The sequence below is a fragment of the Herbaspirillum sp. WKF16 genome (assembly GCF_028993615.1).
Classification (GTDB): domain Bacteria; phylum Pseudomonadota; class Gammaproteobacteria; order Burkholderiales; family Burkholderiaceae_D; genus Herbaspirillum.
This window is the reverse complement of sequence record NZ_CP118632.1, coordinates 1066452-1081608: the sequence shown is the minus strand read 5'-3', so window position 1 is coordinate 1081608 and position 15157 is coordinate 1066452. Positions and strand designations below refer to the sequence as shown.

Here is a 15157-nt window from a genome sequence, read left to right as displayed (position 1 = left end):
TTTACAATGCCGGTCATTGTATCGTCCCTGGATCATCGCCGCCCCATGCCCGCAGACAAGTTTCCGCCCTTCCCCCAGGCCCGCCCGGCCCAGCCCGTTGCCGGCGGCGACGGCGGCCCGCCGGTGCTGACCGTGTCGGCGCTGAACCAGTCGGTGGCGCGCGTGCTGGAGCGCACCTTCCCGCTGATCTGGGTCAAGGGCGAGATCTCCAACTTCACCCGGGCCGCCTCGGGCCACTGGTACTTCAACCTCAAGGACGACGGCGCCCAGGTGCGCGCCGTGATGTTCAAGGGCCGCGCCCAGCATGCCGGCTTCACGCCGCGTGAGGGCGACAAGGTCGAGGTGCGCACCCTGGTCACCCTGTACGCCCCGCGCGGCGACTACCAGTTGAACGTCGAGGCGATCCGCCGCTCCGGCGTGGGCGACCTCTACGCCGCCTTCGTCCAGCTCAAGGAAAGACTGGAGCGCGAAGGCCTGTTCGACCGCGACGCCAAGCGCCCCCTGCCGGTCTTCCCGCGCCGCATCGGCATCGTCACCAGCCCGCAGGCGGCGGCGCTGCGCGATGTGCTGACCACGCTGCGCCGCCGCGCGCCGCATGTCGAAGTGATCCTCTACCCGACGCCGGTGCAGGGCGAAGGCTCGGCCCAGCGCATCGCTGCCGCCATCGAAACCGCCAGCGCGCGCGCCGAATGCGACGTGCTGCTGGTGGGTCGCGGCGGCGGCAGCATCGAAGACCTGTGGTCCTTCAACGAAGAAGTGGTGGCGCGCGCCATCGCCGGCTGCTCCATGCCGGTGATCTCGGGCGTGGGCCATGAAACCGATTTCACCATCGCCGACTTCGCCGCCGACCTGCGCGCGCCGACCCCGACCGCGGCCGCCGAAATGGCCGCCACCGCGCGCGCCGACTGGCTGGCCGGGGTGCGCGGCCATGCCGCCGACCTCACGCGCGCGCTGCGCCGCTCGCTCACGGAGAGGTCGCAGACGGTGGACTGGCTGTCGCGCCGGCTGGTCAATCCCGGCGCCTATATCCAGCACGAGCGGGTCAAGCTGCTGGCGCTGCAGACCCGGCTCTCGCACGCCACCCGCGTGCCGCTCACGCAGATGCGGCATCGCCTGCAGCAGCTCTCCACCCGCCTGGCGCACCAGTTGCCCGATACCGCCCATGCGCGACGCGATGTGTCCGACCTGGCGCGCCGGCTGCAGGGCGCGCTGGCCGCGCAGCAGCTGCGCCGGCGCCAGGCGCTGGCCGGCCTCAACAGCCAGCTCGAACTGCTCAACCCGCAGCGCACGCTGGAGCGCGGCTACGCCATCGTCACCGACCGCCACGGCCGCGTGCTGCACTCCCCGGCCGAGCTGGCCGCGCGCAGCGAGCTCACCATCCGCCTGGCGCAAGGCAGCGCCGAGGTCGGCATCGCCAGCGTCCAGCCGCGCTTGGACTGAGCGCCTTCCCAGACTTTTTTCTCATAAGCTTTTGTCGCGCCGGCGGGTACGCGCCGGCGCGCGAAAAACCGTGTGCGGCGCCAATTGTCCGGAACGTCCCGGCGCTGCGGGCGTCTACGGAATTCGCACGACACCGGCGACATCGATGAGTTAATGAGAACGATTATGATTCAATAAAAAACCAGCGCCGGCGCGGTTTCGCGGGCATTTGACCGAGTGCAAAGAATCGTCATCCGCTTTAGAATCGCAGGTTCCGAATAGAAGCTTCGTACCACACCAACAAGACTGAAAGGATTCATCATGGCACATACCCTTCCGGCACTGCCTTACGATCTGGACGCGCTGGCGCCCACCATCTCCAAGGAGACCCTGGAATATCACTACGGCAAGCACCACCAGACCTATGTGACCAACCTGAACAACCTGATCCCGGGCACCGAATTCGAAAACCTGTCCCTGGAAGAGATCATCAAGAAGTCTTCCGGCGGCATCTTCAACAACGCCGCCCAGGTGTGGAACCACACCTTCTACTGGAACGGCCTGACCCCCAAGGGCCAAGGCGCTCCGAGCGGCGCGCTGGCTGACGCCATCAACGCCAAGTGGGGCACCTTCGACGCCTTCAAGGCCGAGTTCACCAAGCAAGGCCTGGCCAACTTCGGCTCGGGCTGGACCTGGCTGGTCAAGAAGGCCGACGGTTCGCTCGACATCGTCAACACCACCGGCGCCGGCACCCCGCTGACCACCGACAGCAAGCCGCTGCTGACCGTGGACGTGTGGGAACACGCCTACTACATCGACTACCGCAACGCGCGCGCCAAGTACGTCGAGAGCTACTGGGGCATCATCAACTGGGACTTCGTCGCCAAGAACTTCGCTTGATCGACGGCCTTCCAGGCATGAAAAAGCCACGCTGATGCGTGGCTTTTTTTTTGGTCGCGCTCCGGACCTGCCCTTCGATACGCGGCATCGCCGCTACTCAGGGCGAACGGAGCCGAAGCCCAAGCGGCGGCTATGCCGCGTATCGGAAGCGCTCCCTTACTCCGACGGCCTGGTCGCGGTCAGCCCGGTCGGCGGCCCGTCGATCGCGGTCCAGCCGCCGTCCACCGAGAGCGAACTGCCGGAGATGTAGCTGGCCGCGTCGGACGCCAGGAAGGCCACCGCCGAACCGACCTCCGAAGGCTGGCCCCAGCGGTTGAGCACGGTATGGCCGGCATAGGTCTTGAAGATGTCGGCACGCTCCTTCAGAGGCGCGGTCAGGCGCGTCTCGATGATGCTGGGCATGACCGCGTTCACGCGCACGCCGTACGGTCCCATCTCGGCGGCGAAGGCCTTCACCAGCTGCGCGATGCCGGCCTTGGAGGCGGCATATACGCCCAGGCCCGGCTCGATGGTCACCGCCCGCATCGACGAGCAGGCGACGATGCTGCCGAAGCCCTGCTTCATCATCGGCCGGCCGAAGCTGCGGAAGAAATTGAACGTGCCCTTCATGTTCAGGTTCATGACGCGGTCGTACTCTTCCTCGGTGTAGTCGACGATCAGCTTGCGGATGTTCAGCGCCGGGGTGCTCACCGCGATGTCGATCCTGCCCAGCGCCTTCTGCGCATGCTGCGCCAGCGCCTCGATCTCGCCGCCGTCGGCGGCATTGATGCGGTAAGCCTCGGCCCGGCCGCCTGCGGCGACGATGCCGGCGGCGGCGGCTTCGGCGCCGGCCAGGTCGGCGTCGGCGCAGATCACCCGCGCGCCCAGGCTGCCGATGGCTTCGGCCGAGGCGCGGCCGATGCCCGAGCCGGCGCCGATCACCACGGCCGCCTTGCCGCTCAGGTCAAACAATTTTTTGTAGTCCAGCATAATCACTCCAGGGTTGAATCAGACATTCTTTACAGCATCCACGACAGCACCGGCGTCGATTGCAGGTACACCAGCACCGCCATCGCCAGCAGCAGGATCAGGCTCCAGCCCACCACTTTACGGAAGATCAGCCCTTCCTGCCCGATGATGCCCACCGCAGCCGCCCCCACCGCGAGGCTCTGCGGCGAGATCATCTTGCCCAGCACGCCGCCCGAGGCATTGGCCGCCGCCAGCAGCGCCGGCGACAGGCCGGTCTCATGCGCCGCCGCCACCTGCAGCGCGCCGAACAGCGCGTTGGCCGAGTTGTCCGAGCCGGTCACCGCCACGCCGATCCAGCCGATCACCGGCGACAGGAAGGCGAACGCCGACCCGGTGCCCGCCAGCCAGCGGCCCAGCGTGCCGGTCTGGCCCGAGTAGTTCATCACGAAGGCCAGCGCCATCACGCACAACACGGTCGGCACCGCCCAGCGCATCTGCACCAGCGTCTTGCCGTAGGTCTCGGCCGCCTGCGCCGCCGACACGCGCAGCATCATCGCCGTGATCACGCCGGCCACCAGCAGCAGCGAACCGGCCGCCGAGAGTGTATTAAGCGTAAACATGGTACCCACGGCCTTGCCGTCCTGGGCGGTGATCGCCAGGCCCGGCCAGGCGAACTTGAAGGTGCCTGCGGCCAGCCACTTCTGCACGAAGCCGAACTGCACGATGGTGAAGATCGCGATGATCAGCGCATACGGCGCATATGCCAGCATCAGCTGCTTGCGCGAATGTGTGATCGCCACATTCTCCGCCTTCCTGGTGACGTCGTTCTGGAAAGCGTCGGCCGGCAGCTTCTCCGGCTGCCAGAACTTCAGCAGCACCACCATCGCCGCGGCCGAGGCCAGCGCGCCCACCACGTCGGCCAGCACCACCGAGAAGAACCTGGCGCTGGCCCACTGCGCGATGCCGAAGGCCAGGCCGGCGGTCACCGCCGCCACCCAGGTCTGGCGCAGGCCGCGCTTGCCGTCCATGATCCACACCAGCACCAGCGGCACCAGCGCGGCGATCACCGGCGTCTGGTGGCCGACGTGATGGCCCAGCTCCTCGAAGGGAATGCCGGTCACCTGCGCCAGGGTGGTGATGGGCACCGACAGCGCGCCGAAGGCCACCGGCGCGGTATCGGCCACCAGCGCGATCACCGCCGCCTTCAACGGATGCAGGCCGATCGCCACCAGCATCGCGCCGGCGATGGCCACCGGCGTGCCGGCGCCGGCCAGCGCCTCGATCAGCGCACCGAAGCTGAACGCAATCAGGATGGCCTGGATGCGCGGGTCGTCGCTGATCAGCGCGAAGCTGTCGCGCAGCACCGCGAAGTGGCCGGACTTCACCGTCAGGTTGTACAGCCAGATCGCATTGACGATGATCCACAGCACGGTCAGCACCGAGAACACCGCGCCATAGGCGCCCACATTGAGCGCCACGCCCATGGGCATGTGATAGACGAAGGCCGCCACCAGCACGCAGATGGCCAGCGACACCAGCGCCGAGACGTGCGGCGAGATCTTCAGCCAGCCCAGCATCACGAACATCGACAGCAGCGGCAGCATCGCGAACAAGGCGGATGCGAACAGCGATCCGTTGACCGGATCGTAGATTTGTTGAAACATGGTTCTCCTCCAATGGATATGATTTTTTAAGCGTCATGCGCTGGCTTCTTGTGGCCGGTGATTGCAATCGGTGTTGGCTGCGCTTCCTGTTGCGACGTTAAAAATGGGCTTGCCGGAAGAGCCGGCAATCGTATGTGGATCGGTATTGCGGATGCGTCTTCAGGGCAGGCGCAGCGGCGCGAACTTGGCCGGCGTCATCAGCTGGTTTTCCTGCGAGACCAGGTAGCCGGCGTCGCCCGACAGCTTCAGGTAGGCGCTCCACTGCGGATCTGCCTGCAGCGCGGCGCGGCGCGCTTCGCGGTCGGCGGCGTCGCGGTATACCCAGATGTGGGTGTAGCTGTTGAGGCGGCCCGACTCGGCCACCAGGTAGGCCAGCGGTTCGCCGAGGTGACGGCGCTGGATATCGAAGCCGTTCTTCTCGTACAGCTCGAGGTGCTTCTTCAGCGTGCCCGGACGGGCGGTGTAGGTGCGGACATCCAGCAACATGTTTCGATTCCTTTTTTCAGGACGAGCGAGTCCGGCGAGCGCAGCGGCTGCGTTCGCGAATGACTTCCCGGATTGATTCAAGGGCGCCCGGAAACGCCGCATGCGGATGCGGCGGCTGGCGGCGCCCACTTCTTTTTCCGATGATGGGTTCAGCGTGGAACCGATGCTAACCATCGGCAACTGCGGCACGGTAGGACTTAATTCCGCTTCTATTGGATTTTTCCGCCGAATCGCCGATGCGCCGCAACACGACGCGCGGCGCGGCTTCCCTTTTGGCCGGGTGCTGGCTATGCTTGGCGAAAACGATTAAAACAATTTCGGCCGGCGCGTGGAAAGTTTCTTCCGCGGAATGGACAGAGACAGCCATAAAAGGACAGGGACGGCCGCCCCGACGCGGCCGCGCGAGACGATGAAATCAATCAATTTCCCGGACGACACGCCCAACTTCGAGGTATCCGACTTCGGCGGCGGCGCCGACAAGTTCGTGTTCGACCTGGTCAAGCTGGAAGGTCGCAACGAGATCCCGCGTCCCTTCCTGCATCGCCACAGCTACTACCACATCCTGTGGATGTCGCAGGCGCGCGGCAACCACGTGCTGGACTTCGACAACTACCCGATCCGCCCGCACTCGGTGTTCTTCATCTCGCCCGGGCAGATCCACGGCTGGACCTCGGAGATCGACGCCAGCGGCTACGCGATCAACTTCAGCCCCGAGTTCTTTCTGCAGGTCTTCCCGCGCATCGAGGAGCTGGCCGACTTCCCCTTTTTCCATATCGCCAACACCGACCCGGTGCTCTACCTTACGCCGGGCCAGCATGAGGAACTGTTTCCGCTGCTGATGGAAATCGAGAAGGAATACGCCGGCGACCAGCGCTGGCGCTACGACGTGGTACGCTCCTTCCTGCAGATCCTGCTGACCCGCATGCGCCGCCTGCACCGCCCGCACGGCGCCGACTCCGGCCTGCCGCGCAGCTACAGCCTGACCAAGCGATTCAAGCTGCTCATCGAGCAGCACTACCTCGAATTCGGCTCGGTACAGGACTACGCGCAGCGCCTGTTCGTCACCGACCGCAAGCTCAACGAGGCGGTCAAGAGCACCACCGGCAAGACCGCGACCCAACTGATCCACGAACGCATCCTGATGGAAGCCAAGCGCCTGCTGGCGCAGTCGGAACTGTCCATCGCCGAGATTTCCTACCGCCTCAACTTCGACGATTTCGCCTACTTCTGCCGCTTCTTCAAGAAGAACGTGCAGATGACGCCGGGCGAGTTCAAGAAGAAGTTCTCGGCGCCGCTGGCCTGAGCGCGACCGTCGCGCGCACTTTCACCGAGAAGTGCAGCAAATCCGCAGATAAGTCCTAACGAGGCGCCGCCGCCGCGGCCTATTCTTGTCCATCACCAACAACATCCGGCCCGCCCCGCGCGCGCCGGGCCACAGAGACAAGCATGTCAAAACTGAAAACCGGCGGCCAGCTCCTGGTCGACGCGCTGCTCGCCCAGGACGTGGACACCGCGTTCTGCGTGCCGGGCGAAAGCTACCTCGACGTCCTCAACGCGCTCTACGACCAGCAGCAATCGGTGCGCGTGATCTCCTGTCGCCACGAAGGCGCGGCCGCCTTCATGGCCGAAGCCTACGGCAAGCTCACCGGCCGCCCCGGCATCTGCTTCGTCACGCGCGGCCCCGGCGCCACCAACGCCAGCATCGGCGTGCATACCGCCTTCCAGGACTCGACCCCGATGGTGCTCTTCGTGGGCCAGGTCGGGCGCGACATGATGGAGCGCGAAGCCTTCCAGGAGATCGACTACCGCCGCATGTTCGGCCAGTTCACCAAGTGGGTGGCGCAGATCGACGACGTCTCGCGCGTGGGCGAATACGTCTCGCGCGCCTTCTCGGTGGCGATGTCGGGACGCCCCGGCCCGGTGGTGCTGGCGCTGCCGGAAGACATGCTGACCGAATCGACCTTCCCGCGCGAGATCGGCCGCGCCGAGGTGCCGCAGTCGCTGCCCGATCCGGACGCGCTGGAACGCATGCAGCAGCTGCTGCGCGAGGCCAGGAAGCCGCTGATGGTGCTGGGCGGTTCCGGCTGGGACCAGGACGGCGTGCGCGCCATCGCCCGCTTCGCGGTCCAGCAGAACCTGCCGGTGGCGGCCTCGTTCCGCCGCCAGGATTTGTTCGACAACCGTCATCCCAACTACGTGGGCGAGATCGGCATCGGCGCCAATCCTGCGCTGACGAAGATGGTGACGGAATCCGACCTGATCGTCTCGGTCGGATCGCGCCTGGGCGAGATGGTGACCGGCGGCTACACCCTGCTGGACATCCCGCGCCCGCGCCAGAAGCTGGTGCACGTGATGCCCGCGCCCGAGGAGCTGGGCCGCGTCTACCAGACCGACGTCAAGATCGCCGCCACGCTGAACGCCTTCGCGCGCGCCGCGGCGCAACTGGCGCCGGCCGGCGGCGAGGCCTGGCGCGAATGGCACAAGGAGGCGCGCGACAACTACCTGGCCTACATCGAGCCGGCCCCGCGCGCCACCGGCTTCGACGCCGGCATCGCCTTCAAGCAGATGCGCGGCATGCTCAACCAGGACGCCATCCTCACCAACGGCGCCGGCAACTACACCGCCTGGGCGCACCGCTACTACCAGTTCTCGCAGACCAGGAGCCAGCTCGCGCCCACCAGCGGCGCCATGGGCTACGGCGTGCCGGCCGCGATTGCGGCCAAGCTGGTATTCCCGCAGCGCCAGGTGATCTGCCTGGGCGGCGACGGCTGCTTCCTGATGACCTCGCAAGAGCTGGCGACAGCCGTGCGCCACCGCCTGGGCATCGTGTTCCTGGTGTTCAACAACGGCATGTACGCCACCATCCGCATGCACCAGGAAAAGAACTACCCCGGCCGCGTGATGGCGACCGACCTCAACAATCCCGACTTCGTCGCCTACGCCAAGTCCTTCGGCGCCGATGCCGTGGCCATCAACCGCACCGAGGACTTCGCGCCGGCGCTGGAGAAGGCCCTGGCCACCGCCGGCTCGACCTCGCTGCCCTACCTGATCGAACTGGTGCTGGACCAGGAAATGCTGACCCCGCGCGCCACCCTCTCGGGCCTGCGCAAGACCGCCCTGGCCGAGCGCGCCGAGAAGGCCTGAGGCTGCCGCTTCGCTTCGTTCCGGCAACCGCCGGGGCGAAGCGCGATGACGGCGGTCCGGCGCCGCATGTCCTGTATGATCTCTGCATCCGAGCGCTCCGCAAAAAACAAAAGCGCCGCCCCCGATCACACAGAGACAAACCCCATGAAAGACGAACGCTTGCTCGAGATGCAAGTCTTCAAGGCCGTGGCAGAGCATGGCGGCTTCACCGCCGCCGCCCATGCGCTGGACGCCAGCCAGCCCTTCGTCAGCCGCACCATGAACAGCCTGGAGAAACGCCTGGGCGTGGCGCTGCTGCGCCGCTCCACGCGCCACGTCAGCCTGACCGAGGAAGGCAAGATCTTCCTGGCCGCCTGCGGCAAGATCATCGGCGAGATCGAGCTGGCCGAAGGCCAGGTTTCCTCCACCGGCGCTTCCGCCTCGGGCGACCTGCGCATCACCGCCGCCACTTCCTTCGGCATGGACCAGGTGGTGCCGCTGCTGCCGGAGTTCATGGAGCAGTATCCCAACGTGCGCGTGCGCCTGGCGCTGTCCGATACCTTGGTCGACCTGATCGGCAGCGGCTTCGACGTCGCCATCCGCATGGGTCACCTGCAGGATTCCATGCTGCTCTCGCGCAAGCTGTGCCACCTGCAGCGCATCATCGTGGCCGCGCCGGCCTACATCGCCAGGCACGGCATGCCGCACGTCCCCGAGGACCTGCTGCGCCACAACTGCCTGCAGTGGGAACCGCCGATGGACCACCTCAACAACTGGCCCTTCATCGTCGAAGGCCGGCGCATGAGCCTGGACATCCGCGGCAACTTCCGCTTCAACAGCGGCATGTCCTCGGTGGAGATGGTGCTGGCCGGCGTGGGCATCACGCGCATGGCGGAGCACTTCGCGCTGCCGGCGATCCGCGCCGGCAAGCTGGTGCCGCTGCTGTCGGACTACCAGGCCCAGGACGAGACCGCCATCCACGCCGTCTACGCCAAGGAGCGCAACGTGCATCCGCGCGTACGCGCCTTCGTCAACTTCCTGGCCGACAAGTTCGCGACACCGCCCTGGGGCCGCTGAGCCCGGCCGGGCAAGCGCACATGAAAAAAAGGGCCGCCCGCAGGCAGCCCAAGACTTGCATGGCTTGATTGGTCCTACTTGTCCAGCCGTTTTGGCAGCATCATCGTCACGATCGCGCCGAACACCATGACCGCGCCGATGATGTACATGCCGATGTCGGTGCGGCCGGTGCTCACGTTGAGCCAGCCCACCAGGTAGGGCGAGACGAAGCCGGCGATGTTGCCGAACGAATTCACCACCGCCAGCACCGCGGCCACCGACGCGCCCACGAACATCGAGGTCGGCAGCGCCCAGAACAGGCTGATGCAGGAGTACACCCCGGCCGCCGCCAGCGAAAGGCAAGCCACCGTGACCACCGGCCCGCCGTCGATGATCATCGCCAGCGCCAGCCCGACGGCGCCGATGGTCAGCATGGAGGCGAAGTACAGGCGGCGCTTGCCGCTGATGTCGGCGCCGCGGCCCGAGAGGTACAGCGCGGCGGCGGCCACGATATTGGGCACCGCCGAGTACAGGCCGATATGGAACGGGTCGGCCACGCCGGCGCGCTTGATCAGCGAGGGCATCCAGAAGCCCACCGCGTACAGCCCCATGATCAGGCAGAAATAGATCAGCACGAACACCCACAGCTGGCGGTTGGCGAGGAATTCGCGCACGCTGCCGTGGTCGACCTTGCCGGCGTTCTCGGCGCTCAGGTCGGACGCGATCTTCTCCTTCTCCGCCGCTGACAGCCAGGAGACCTTGCGGAAATCGTCGGCCAGGAAGAAGAATACGACCGCGCCCAGCACCAGCGCCGGGATCGCCTCCACCAGGAACAGCCATTGCCAGGCCTGCAGCGGATGCACGTCGCGGAATACGTCCAGGATGTAGCCCGACAGCGGCCCGCCGACGATGAAGGCCATCGGCGCGCCCATCACGTAGATCGCCATCGCGCGGCCGCGCCGCCGCGCCGGGAACCACAGGGTCATAAGGTACATGATGCCGGGCGCGAAACCGGCCTCGGCCACGCCCAGCAGGAAGCGCGCGAGGTAGAACTGCATGGGCGTCTGCACCAGCAGCATGGCCGCCGAGATGACGCCCCAGGTGATCATGATGCGGGCGATCCACACGCGGGCGCCGACGCGGCGCAGGATCATGTTGCTGGGCACCTCGAAGATCAGGTAGCCGATGAAGAAGATGCCCGAGCCCAGCCCGTAGATGGCGTCGTCGAATTTCAGCGCGTCCAGCATCTGCAGCTTGGCGAAGCCGACGTTGACGCGGTCGAGGTAAGCCACCAGGTAGCAGGCGAGGATCAGCGGCAGCAGCCGCCAGTAAGCTTTCTTGTAGACGTCGGCGCCGTCGGCGTGCGCCAACGAGCCGCTGTTGTAGGCGGTGGTCATGTATTTGTCTCCTGGATGGCGGTTGGCTTTTTTTGCTTGTTCTTGGAACAGGTGGCAGCGGTGTCCCGGCCGCCGCCCCTGCCCGGCGAGGGCGCTCCGCCGAAACGGAAGCGCCCTGCCAATACGCTGCTTCGATTGTAGGTGAAGCCGGCGGCGTTCAGTCGAACAAGTCCGGCTGCCGGTGCGAGACCTCGGCGAACAAGGTCTGGAAATGCAGCCAGCCGATGAACTCGTTGCCCAGGTGCTCGCGCGAGTAGGCGGCGAACTTGGGATCGATTTCCTTGGGACGGATCTCCTTGACCGCTTCCATCATCAGCTGCATGCGGCAGCAATGGTCCAGCGCGATGAAGTGCCAGCAGGCGTCGTCGATGCTGTGGCGGCTGGCCACCAGCAGGCCGTGGTTCTGGTGGATGATGGCCTTGTTGGTCTCGAAGGCGCGCGCCACCGGATGGCCGGACTCCTGCGCCACCGGCACCTTGCCGGCGCCGTCGCCGAGCACCGCATGGTCGCCGTAGAACATGCAGGCGTCCTGCGTCACCGGCGAGAGCGGGCGGCCGAACGCGGCCCAGGCGCCGCCGTGCACGGTGTGCGCGTGGCAGGAAGCGATGATCTCGGGATTGTGCTCGTGGATCGCCGAGTGCAGCACGTAACCGGCCTGGTTGATGGCGTAGTCGCCCTCCACCACCTTGCCCTTGTGGTCGACCAGCACCAGCATCGAGGTCTTGACCATCGACCAGGGAACGGCCATGGGGTTGGTCCAGAACAGGTCGGGATGCTCCGGATCGCGCACCGTCAGGTGGCCGCCGAAACCGAACGAGAAGCCGTGCTTGTCGAACAGGCGGCAGGCCGCGGCCAGGCGCTCCTTGCGATGGCGGCGTTCTTCCGCGACGCTGGCAAATACCGGCTCCTGCGGGAAGATCAGGCCTTCCTGGGTGGGTTGGTAGACCGACTTGTTCCTGGTCGGGACTTGCTTGGCTTCCATCAGCATGGCTGTCTCCTGGGTAATCGAGCAGTCATTATAGGAAGCGCGTTGCACCGGATTAAGCGCTCCGGCTGCATAGGACTTATGCAGCCGCAAGCGTGAATCGGCGCGGCTTTGCGGCGGATCGACCGTGCTGCGGCGCGGCATTCCGATAATGATTTACGCATTTGCCCTTCACCGGGCGCGCCGGCGTCTGGCCGGCTGCTCCCCGCGATATGACACAATCCGTGTGACTCTTCACCATCCATCCCAACCAACCGGAGAACCCTCATGGCCCACGTCACCCTGCACAATGCCGCCGGCTACGCCCAGGAAATCAAGGCGCGCACACATCAACTGAAATCGGATGAACCGGAGAACAACGGCGGCCGCGACACCGGCCCCGCGCCCTATGAACTGCTGCTGGCGGCGCTGGCCTCATGCACCTCGCTGACGCTGCGCATGTATGCCGACCGCAAGGGCTGGGAACTGGGAAGCATCTCGGTGGATGCGCATTTCGGCCGCGACGACAGCGGCCTGGAAACCATCACGCGCAAGATCGCCTTTGGCGCCGCGCTGGCGCCGGAACAGCTGGCGCGCCTGGCGGAGATCTGCGAGAAGACCCCGGTCACCAAGACCATCCGCCAGGGCACGGCGATTCAGACGTCGATCGCGTAACCCGCTTCGCGCCAGGCGTCGATGCCGCCGGTGAGCGGGCGCACCTTCTGGTAACCGCGCCGCATCAGCTGGCGCGCCACCATGGCGGCCGAGGCCTCGTTGGGACAAGCGCAGTAGACCACCACCTCGCCTTCGACCGGGCCTTCGAAGACGAAGGTCTGGATCTCCTGGTTGGAGATCGCCACCGCGCCGGGAATGCGGCCGCCCTGTTGCGACAGCGGCGAACGCACGTCGATGATGGTGGGCGCGATGCCCTGCTCCAGCATGTTGTTCAATTCCTGCACCGAGATGCGCGCCATTTCCAGCGACTTGCGGAAACGGCGGCGCTGCCACCACTTGTTGGCGATGAAGGCCATCAGCGCCGCGCCGATGAGCAGCATGCCGTAATGGCCGAGCTGCGCCAGCACGTTGAGCAGGTCGTCCACGGCCGAGCTGAACAGCGTACCGAGGAAAATCCCCAGCCCTGCCCACAAGGCGCTGCCGGCCGCATCCCACAGCAGGAAGCTGAGCCGGCGCGTGCCCATGGTGCCCGAGAGCGCGCTGGCGATCGAGGCGAAGCCGGGGATGAACTTGGCCACCAGCAGGGAACGCGCGCCCCAGCGCAGGTAGATCGACTCGGTCTGGCGCACGCAGGAGTCGGGCGACAACGAGATGCGGCACAGCCGCGCCATGATGTGGCGCCCGTAGCGGCGGCCGGCCAGGTACCAGCTGTAGTCGGCGATCAGCGCCGCGACCACCGCCAGCAACAGCAGCACCGCCGGCGAGAACTGGCCGGACTGCGCCAGCGCGCCGGTGATGATCAGGGTCGGATAGGCCGGCACGGGCGCGCCCAGCTGCTCGACCAGCACGTTGACGAACACGAGGAGCAAGCCGTATTGCTCGATCAGGTGGTACAGAGTTTCCATTGCAAATCCGCCATCATTCTTGCCGCGTGACAATCCGGCCTTTGCCGGGGCCGGCCGACATGGCGGCCCACAGGACGCCATTATAGATTTGGCTTCAGGCCGCCGCTTGTCTGATATGAGGATGGGGCGCCAAAAATAAAATGCGCCCCGGCGCCCGTCCGGGGACGGGACGCGCGGGGCGCGAATGCGGAGTAGGCCGCGGAGAAAAACTTGCCGAGGATCAGCCCGCGTGGTTCAGCCGCGCCTTGGCGTCGCCGGCATCGGCCGGGCGCCCGCCGATGGAACCGCCGCCCTCCGGCGCCGGCCGGGTGCGCGCCAGGAACACCAGCGCGGCCGCCAGGATCGAGGCTGCCGAGAGCGCGTACAAGCCGCCCTGGATGGAGCCGGTCTTCTGCTCCAGGTAGCCGAAGGCGGCCGGCGCGAAGAAGCCGCCCAGGTTGCCCAGCGAGTTGATCAGCGCCAGCACGGCGGCGGCGATGCGCGCATCCAGGTATCCCTGGGGAATCGGCCAGAACAGCGAGGACGCCGCCTTGAATCCGATGCCGGCGAAACACACCGCCACGAAGCCCGACACCGGCCCGCTCTGCGCCGAGATGGCCATGCCCGCGGCCGAGATCACCAATGTCAGCGCCACCCAGAACTGCGGCTTCTTCCAGCGTCCGGCCAGCACCGCGAAGACGTACATCGCGACGATGGAAACGATCCATGGAATGGAGTTGAACAGGCCGACCTGGAAATCGTTGAAATGCCCCATCTTCTTGATGATGGTCGGCAGCCAGAAGGTGGCGCCGTAGATGGTCAGCTGGATGGCGAAGTAGATGAAGCAGAACAGCAGGATCTGCGGATCGCGCAGCAGCCTGAAGGCCGAGACCTGCGCCGGACGGCCGGCCGCGCGCTGCTCCTGCTCGGCGGCGATCACCGCGGCCACGGCGTCGCGCTCCTCGCCGGACAGCCACTTCGCGTCGCGCGGGGTCGAGTCCAGCAGGAACCAGACCACGAAGCACAGCGCCATCGAGAAGCCGCCCTCGATCAGGAACATCCATTGCCAGCCGTGCAGGCCGGCGCCCTCCACCATCAGCAAGGCGCCGGTGATCGGGCCGGAAAGGATGGAGGCGATCGCCGAGCCGGACAGGAACACCGCCATCGCGCGGCCGCGCTCGTGGTTGGGCAGCCATTGCGTGAAGTAGTACACCACGCCGGGGAAGAAGCCGGCCTCGGCCACGCCCAGCAGGAAGCGCATGAAGTAGAAGCTGGCCTCGTTCTGCACGAAGGCCATGCAGGCCGCCACCAGCCCCCAGGTGAACATGATGCGGGTCAGCCAGGCCTTGGCGCCGAAGCGCTGCAGCAGCATGTTGGACGGCACCTCGAACACGGCGTAGCCGACGAAGAACAGGCCCGCGCCCAGGCCGAAGGCGGCCGCGCCGATGCCCAGGTCGGCCGCCAGGTGGGTGCGCACGAAGCCGATGTTGACGCGGTCGATGTAGTTGACGATGAACATCACCACGAACAGCGGCAGGATGCGCCACTTGATCTTGCTCACCGCAGTGGTAAGCGTCATGTCTGCCGTGCCGCTGGAATTGCGCGGGGCCGGCGTTGCGGATGGATTCACGAGTTTGTCTC

The 15157-nt window shown here is 66.3% G+C and carries 14 protein-coding genes; 7 read left to right on the top strand and 7 right to left on the bottom strand.

Annotation, left to right across the window (positions count from 1 at the left end):
• Positions 1-45 precede the first annotated feature (45 nt).
• On the top strand, positions 46-1440 hold the full coding sequence (gene xseA, locus Herbaro_RS04795; RefSeq protein ID WP_275012699.1) for an exodeoxyribonuclease VII large subunit: 1395 nt from the start codon (positions 46-48) through the stop codon (positions 1438-1440).
• Positions 1441-1740: 300 nt separating this feature from the next.
• On the top strand, positions 1741-2319 hold the full coding sequence (sodB, locus tag Herbaro_RS04790) for a superoxide dismutase [Fe] (protein WP_275012698.1): 579 nt from the start codon (positions 1741-1743) through the stop codon (positions 2317-2319).
• Between the two features lie 156 nt (positions 2320-2475).
• Here sodB and Herbaro_RS04785 read toward each other — a convergent pair whose 3' ends face one another.
• From Herbaro_RS04785 to Herbaro_RS04775, 3 genes are all read right to left on the bottom strand, one after another.
• Entirely contained in the window at positions 2476-3288 is an 813-nt protein-coding gene (locus Herbaro_RS04785) for an SDR family NAD(P)-dependent oxidoreductase (RefSeq protein ID WP_275012697.1), read from the bottom strand.
• Between the two features lie 29 nt (positions 3289-3317).
• A complete protein-coding gene (locus Herbaro_RS04780; protein ID WP_275012696.1) occupies positions 3318-4931 on the bottom strand; it encodes an L-lactate permease in 1614 nt (537 codons plus the stop codon).
• A gap of 159 nt (positions 4932-5090) precedes the next feature.
• Positions 5091-5417, bottom strand: coding sequence for an NIPSNAP family protein (locus Herbaro_RS04775; RefSeq protein WP_275012695.1), 327 nt, complete (start codon positions 5415-5417; stop codon positions 5091-5093).
• A 163-nt stretch (positions 5418-5580) separates the two neighbouring features.
• Here Herbaro_RS04775 and Herbaro_RS04770 point away from each other — a divergent pair, with 163 nt between their 5' ends.
• The 4 genes from Herbaro_RS04770 to Herbaro_RS04755 all read left to right on the top strand — a co-directional run bounded on the left by Herbaro_RS04770 (position 5581) and on the right by Herbaro_RS04755 (position 9617).
• On the top strand, positions 5581-5727 hold the full coding sequence (locus Herbaro_RS04770) for a hypothetical protein (protein ID WP_275012694.1): 147 nt from the start codon (positions 5581-5583) through the stop codon (positions 5725-5727).
• A gap of 99 nt (positions 5728-5826) precedes the next feature.
• The gene (locus tag Herbaro_RS04765; protein ID WP_275012693.1) at positions 5827-6720 is read left to right on the top strand and encodes a helix-turn-helix domain-containing protein; all 894 of its coding nucleotides are present in this window, start codon (positions 5827-5829) and stop codon (positions 6718-6720) included.
• Between the two features lie 143 nt (positions 6721-6863).
• Positions 6864-8561: a thiamine pyrophosphate-binding protein gene (locus tag Herbaro_RS04760; protein WP_275012692.1), complete on the top strand. Its 1698-nt coding sequence runs from the start codon at positions 6864-6866 to the stop codon at positions 8559-8561.
• Positions 8562-8705: 144 nt separating this feature from the next.
• On the top strand, positions 8706-9617 hold the full coding sequence (locus Herbaro_RS04755) for a LysR family transcriptional regulator (protein ID WP_275012691.1): 912 nt from the start codon (positions 8706-8708) through the stop codon (positions 9615-9617).
• A gap of 74 nt (positions 9618-9691) precedes the next feature.
• Here the strand turns inward: Herbaro_RS04755 and Herbaro_RS04750 are convergent, their stop codons facing one another.
• Positions 9692-10993, bottom strand: coding sequence for an MFS transporter (locus Herbaro_RS04750; RefSeq protein WP_275012690.1), 1302 nt, complete (start codon positions 10991-10993; stop codon positions 9692-9694).
• Positions 10994-11150: 157 nt separating this feature from the next.
• Positions 11151-11981, bottom strand: coding sequence for a class II aldolase/adducin family protein (locus Herbaro_RS04745; RefSeq protein ID WP_275012689.1), 831 nt, complete (start codon positions 11979-11981; stop codon positions 11151-11153).
• 264 nt (positions 11982-12245) lie between these two features.
• On the opposite strand from Herbaro_RS04745, the gene Herbaro_RS04740 reads away from it, so the two are divergent.
• Complete coding sequence (locus Herbaro_RS04740) at positions 12246-12632, top strand: OsmC family protein (RefSeq protein WP_275012688.1); 387 nt, start codon at positions 12246-12248, stop codon at positions 12630-12632.
• Here Herbaro_RS04740 and Herbaro_RS04735 read toward each other — a convergent pair.
• Positions 12614-13537, bottom strand: a complete 924-nt coding sequence (locus Herbaro_RS04735; RefSeq protein WP_275012687.1) for a DedA family protein/thiosulfate sulfurtransferase GlpE — start codon at positions 13535-13537, stop codon at positions 12614-12616. The genes Herbaro_RS04740 and Herbaro_RS04735 overlap by 19 nt on opposite strands.
• A gap of 220 nt (positions 13538-13757) precedes the next feature.
• On the bottom strand, positions 13758-15095 hold the full coding sequence (locus Herbaro_RS04730) for an MFS transporter (RefSeq protein WP_275013961.1): 1338 nt from the start codon (positions 15093-15095) through the stop codon (positions 13758-13760).
• Positions 15096-15157 lie beyond the last annotated feature (62 nt).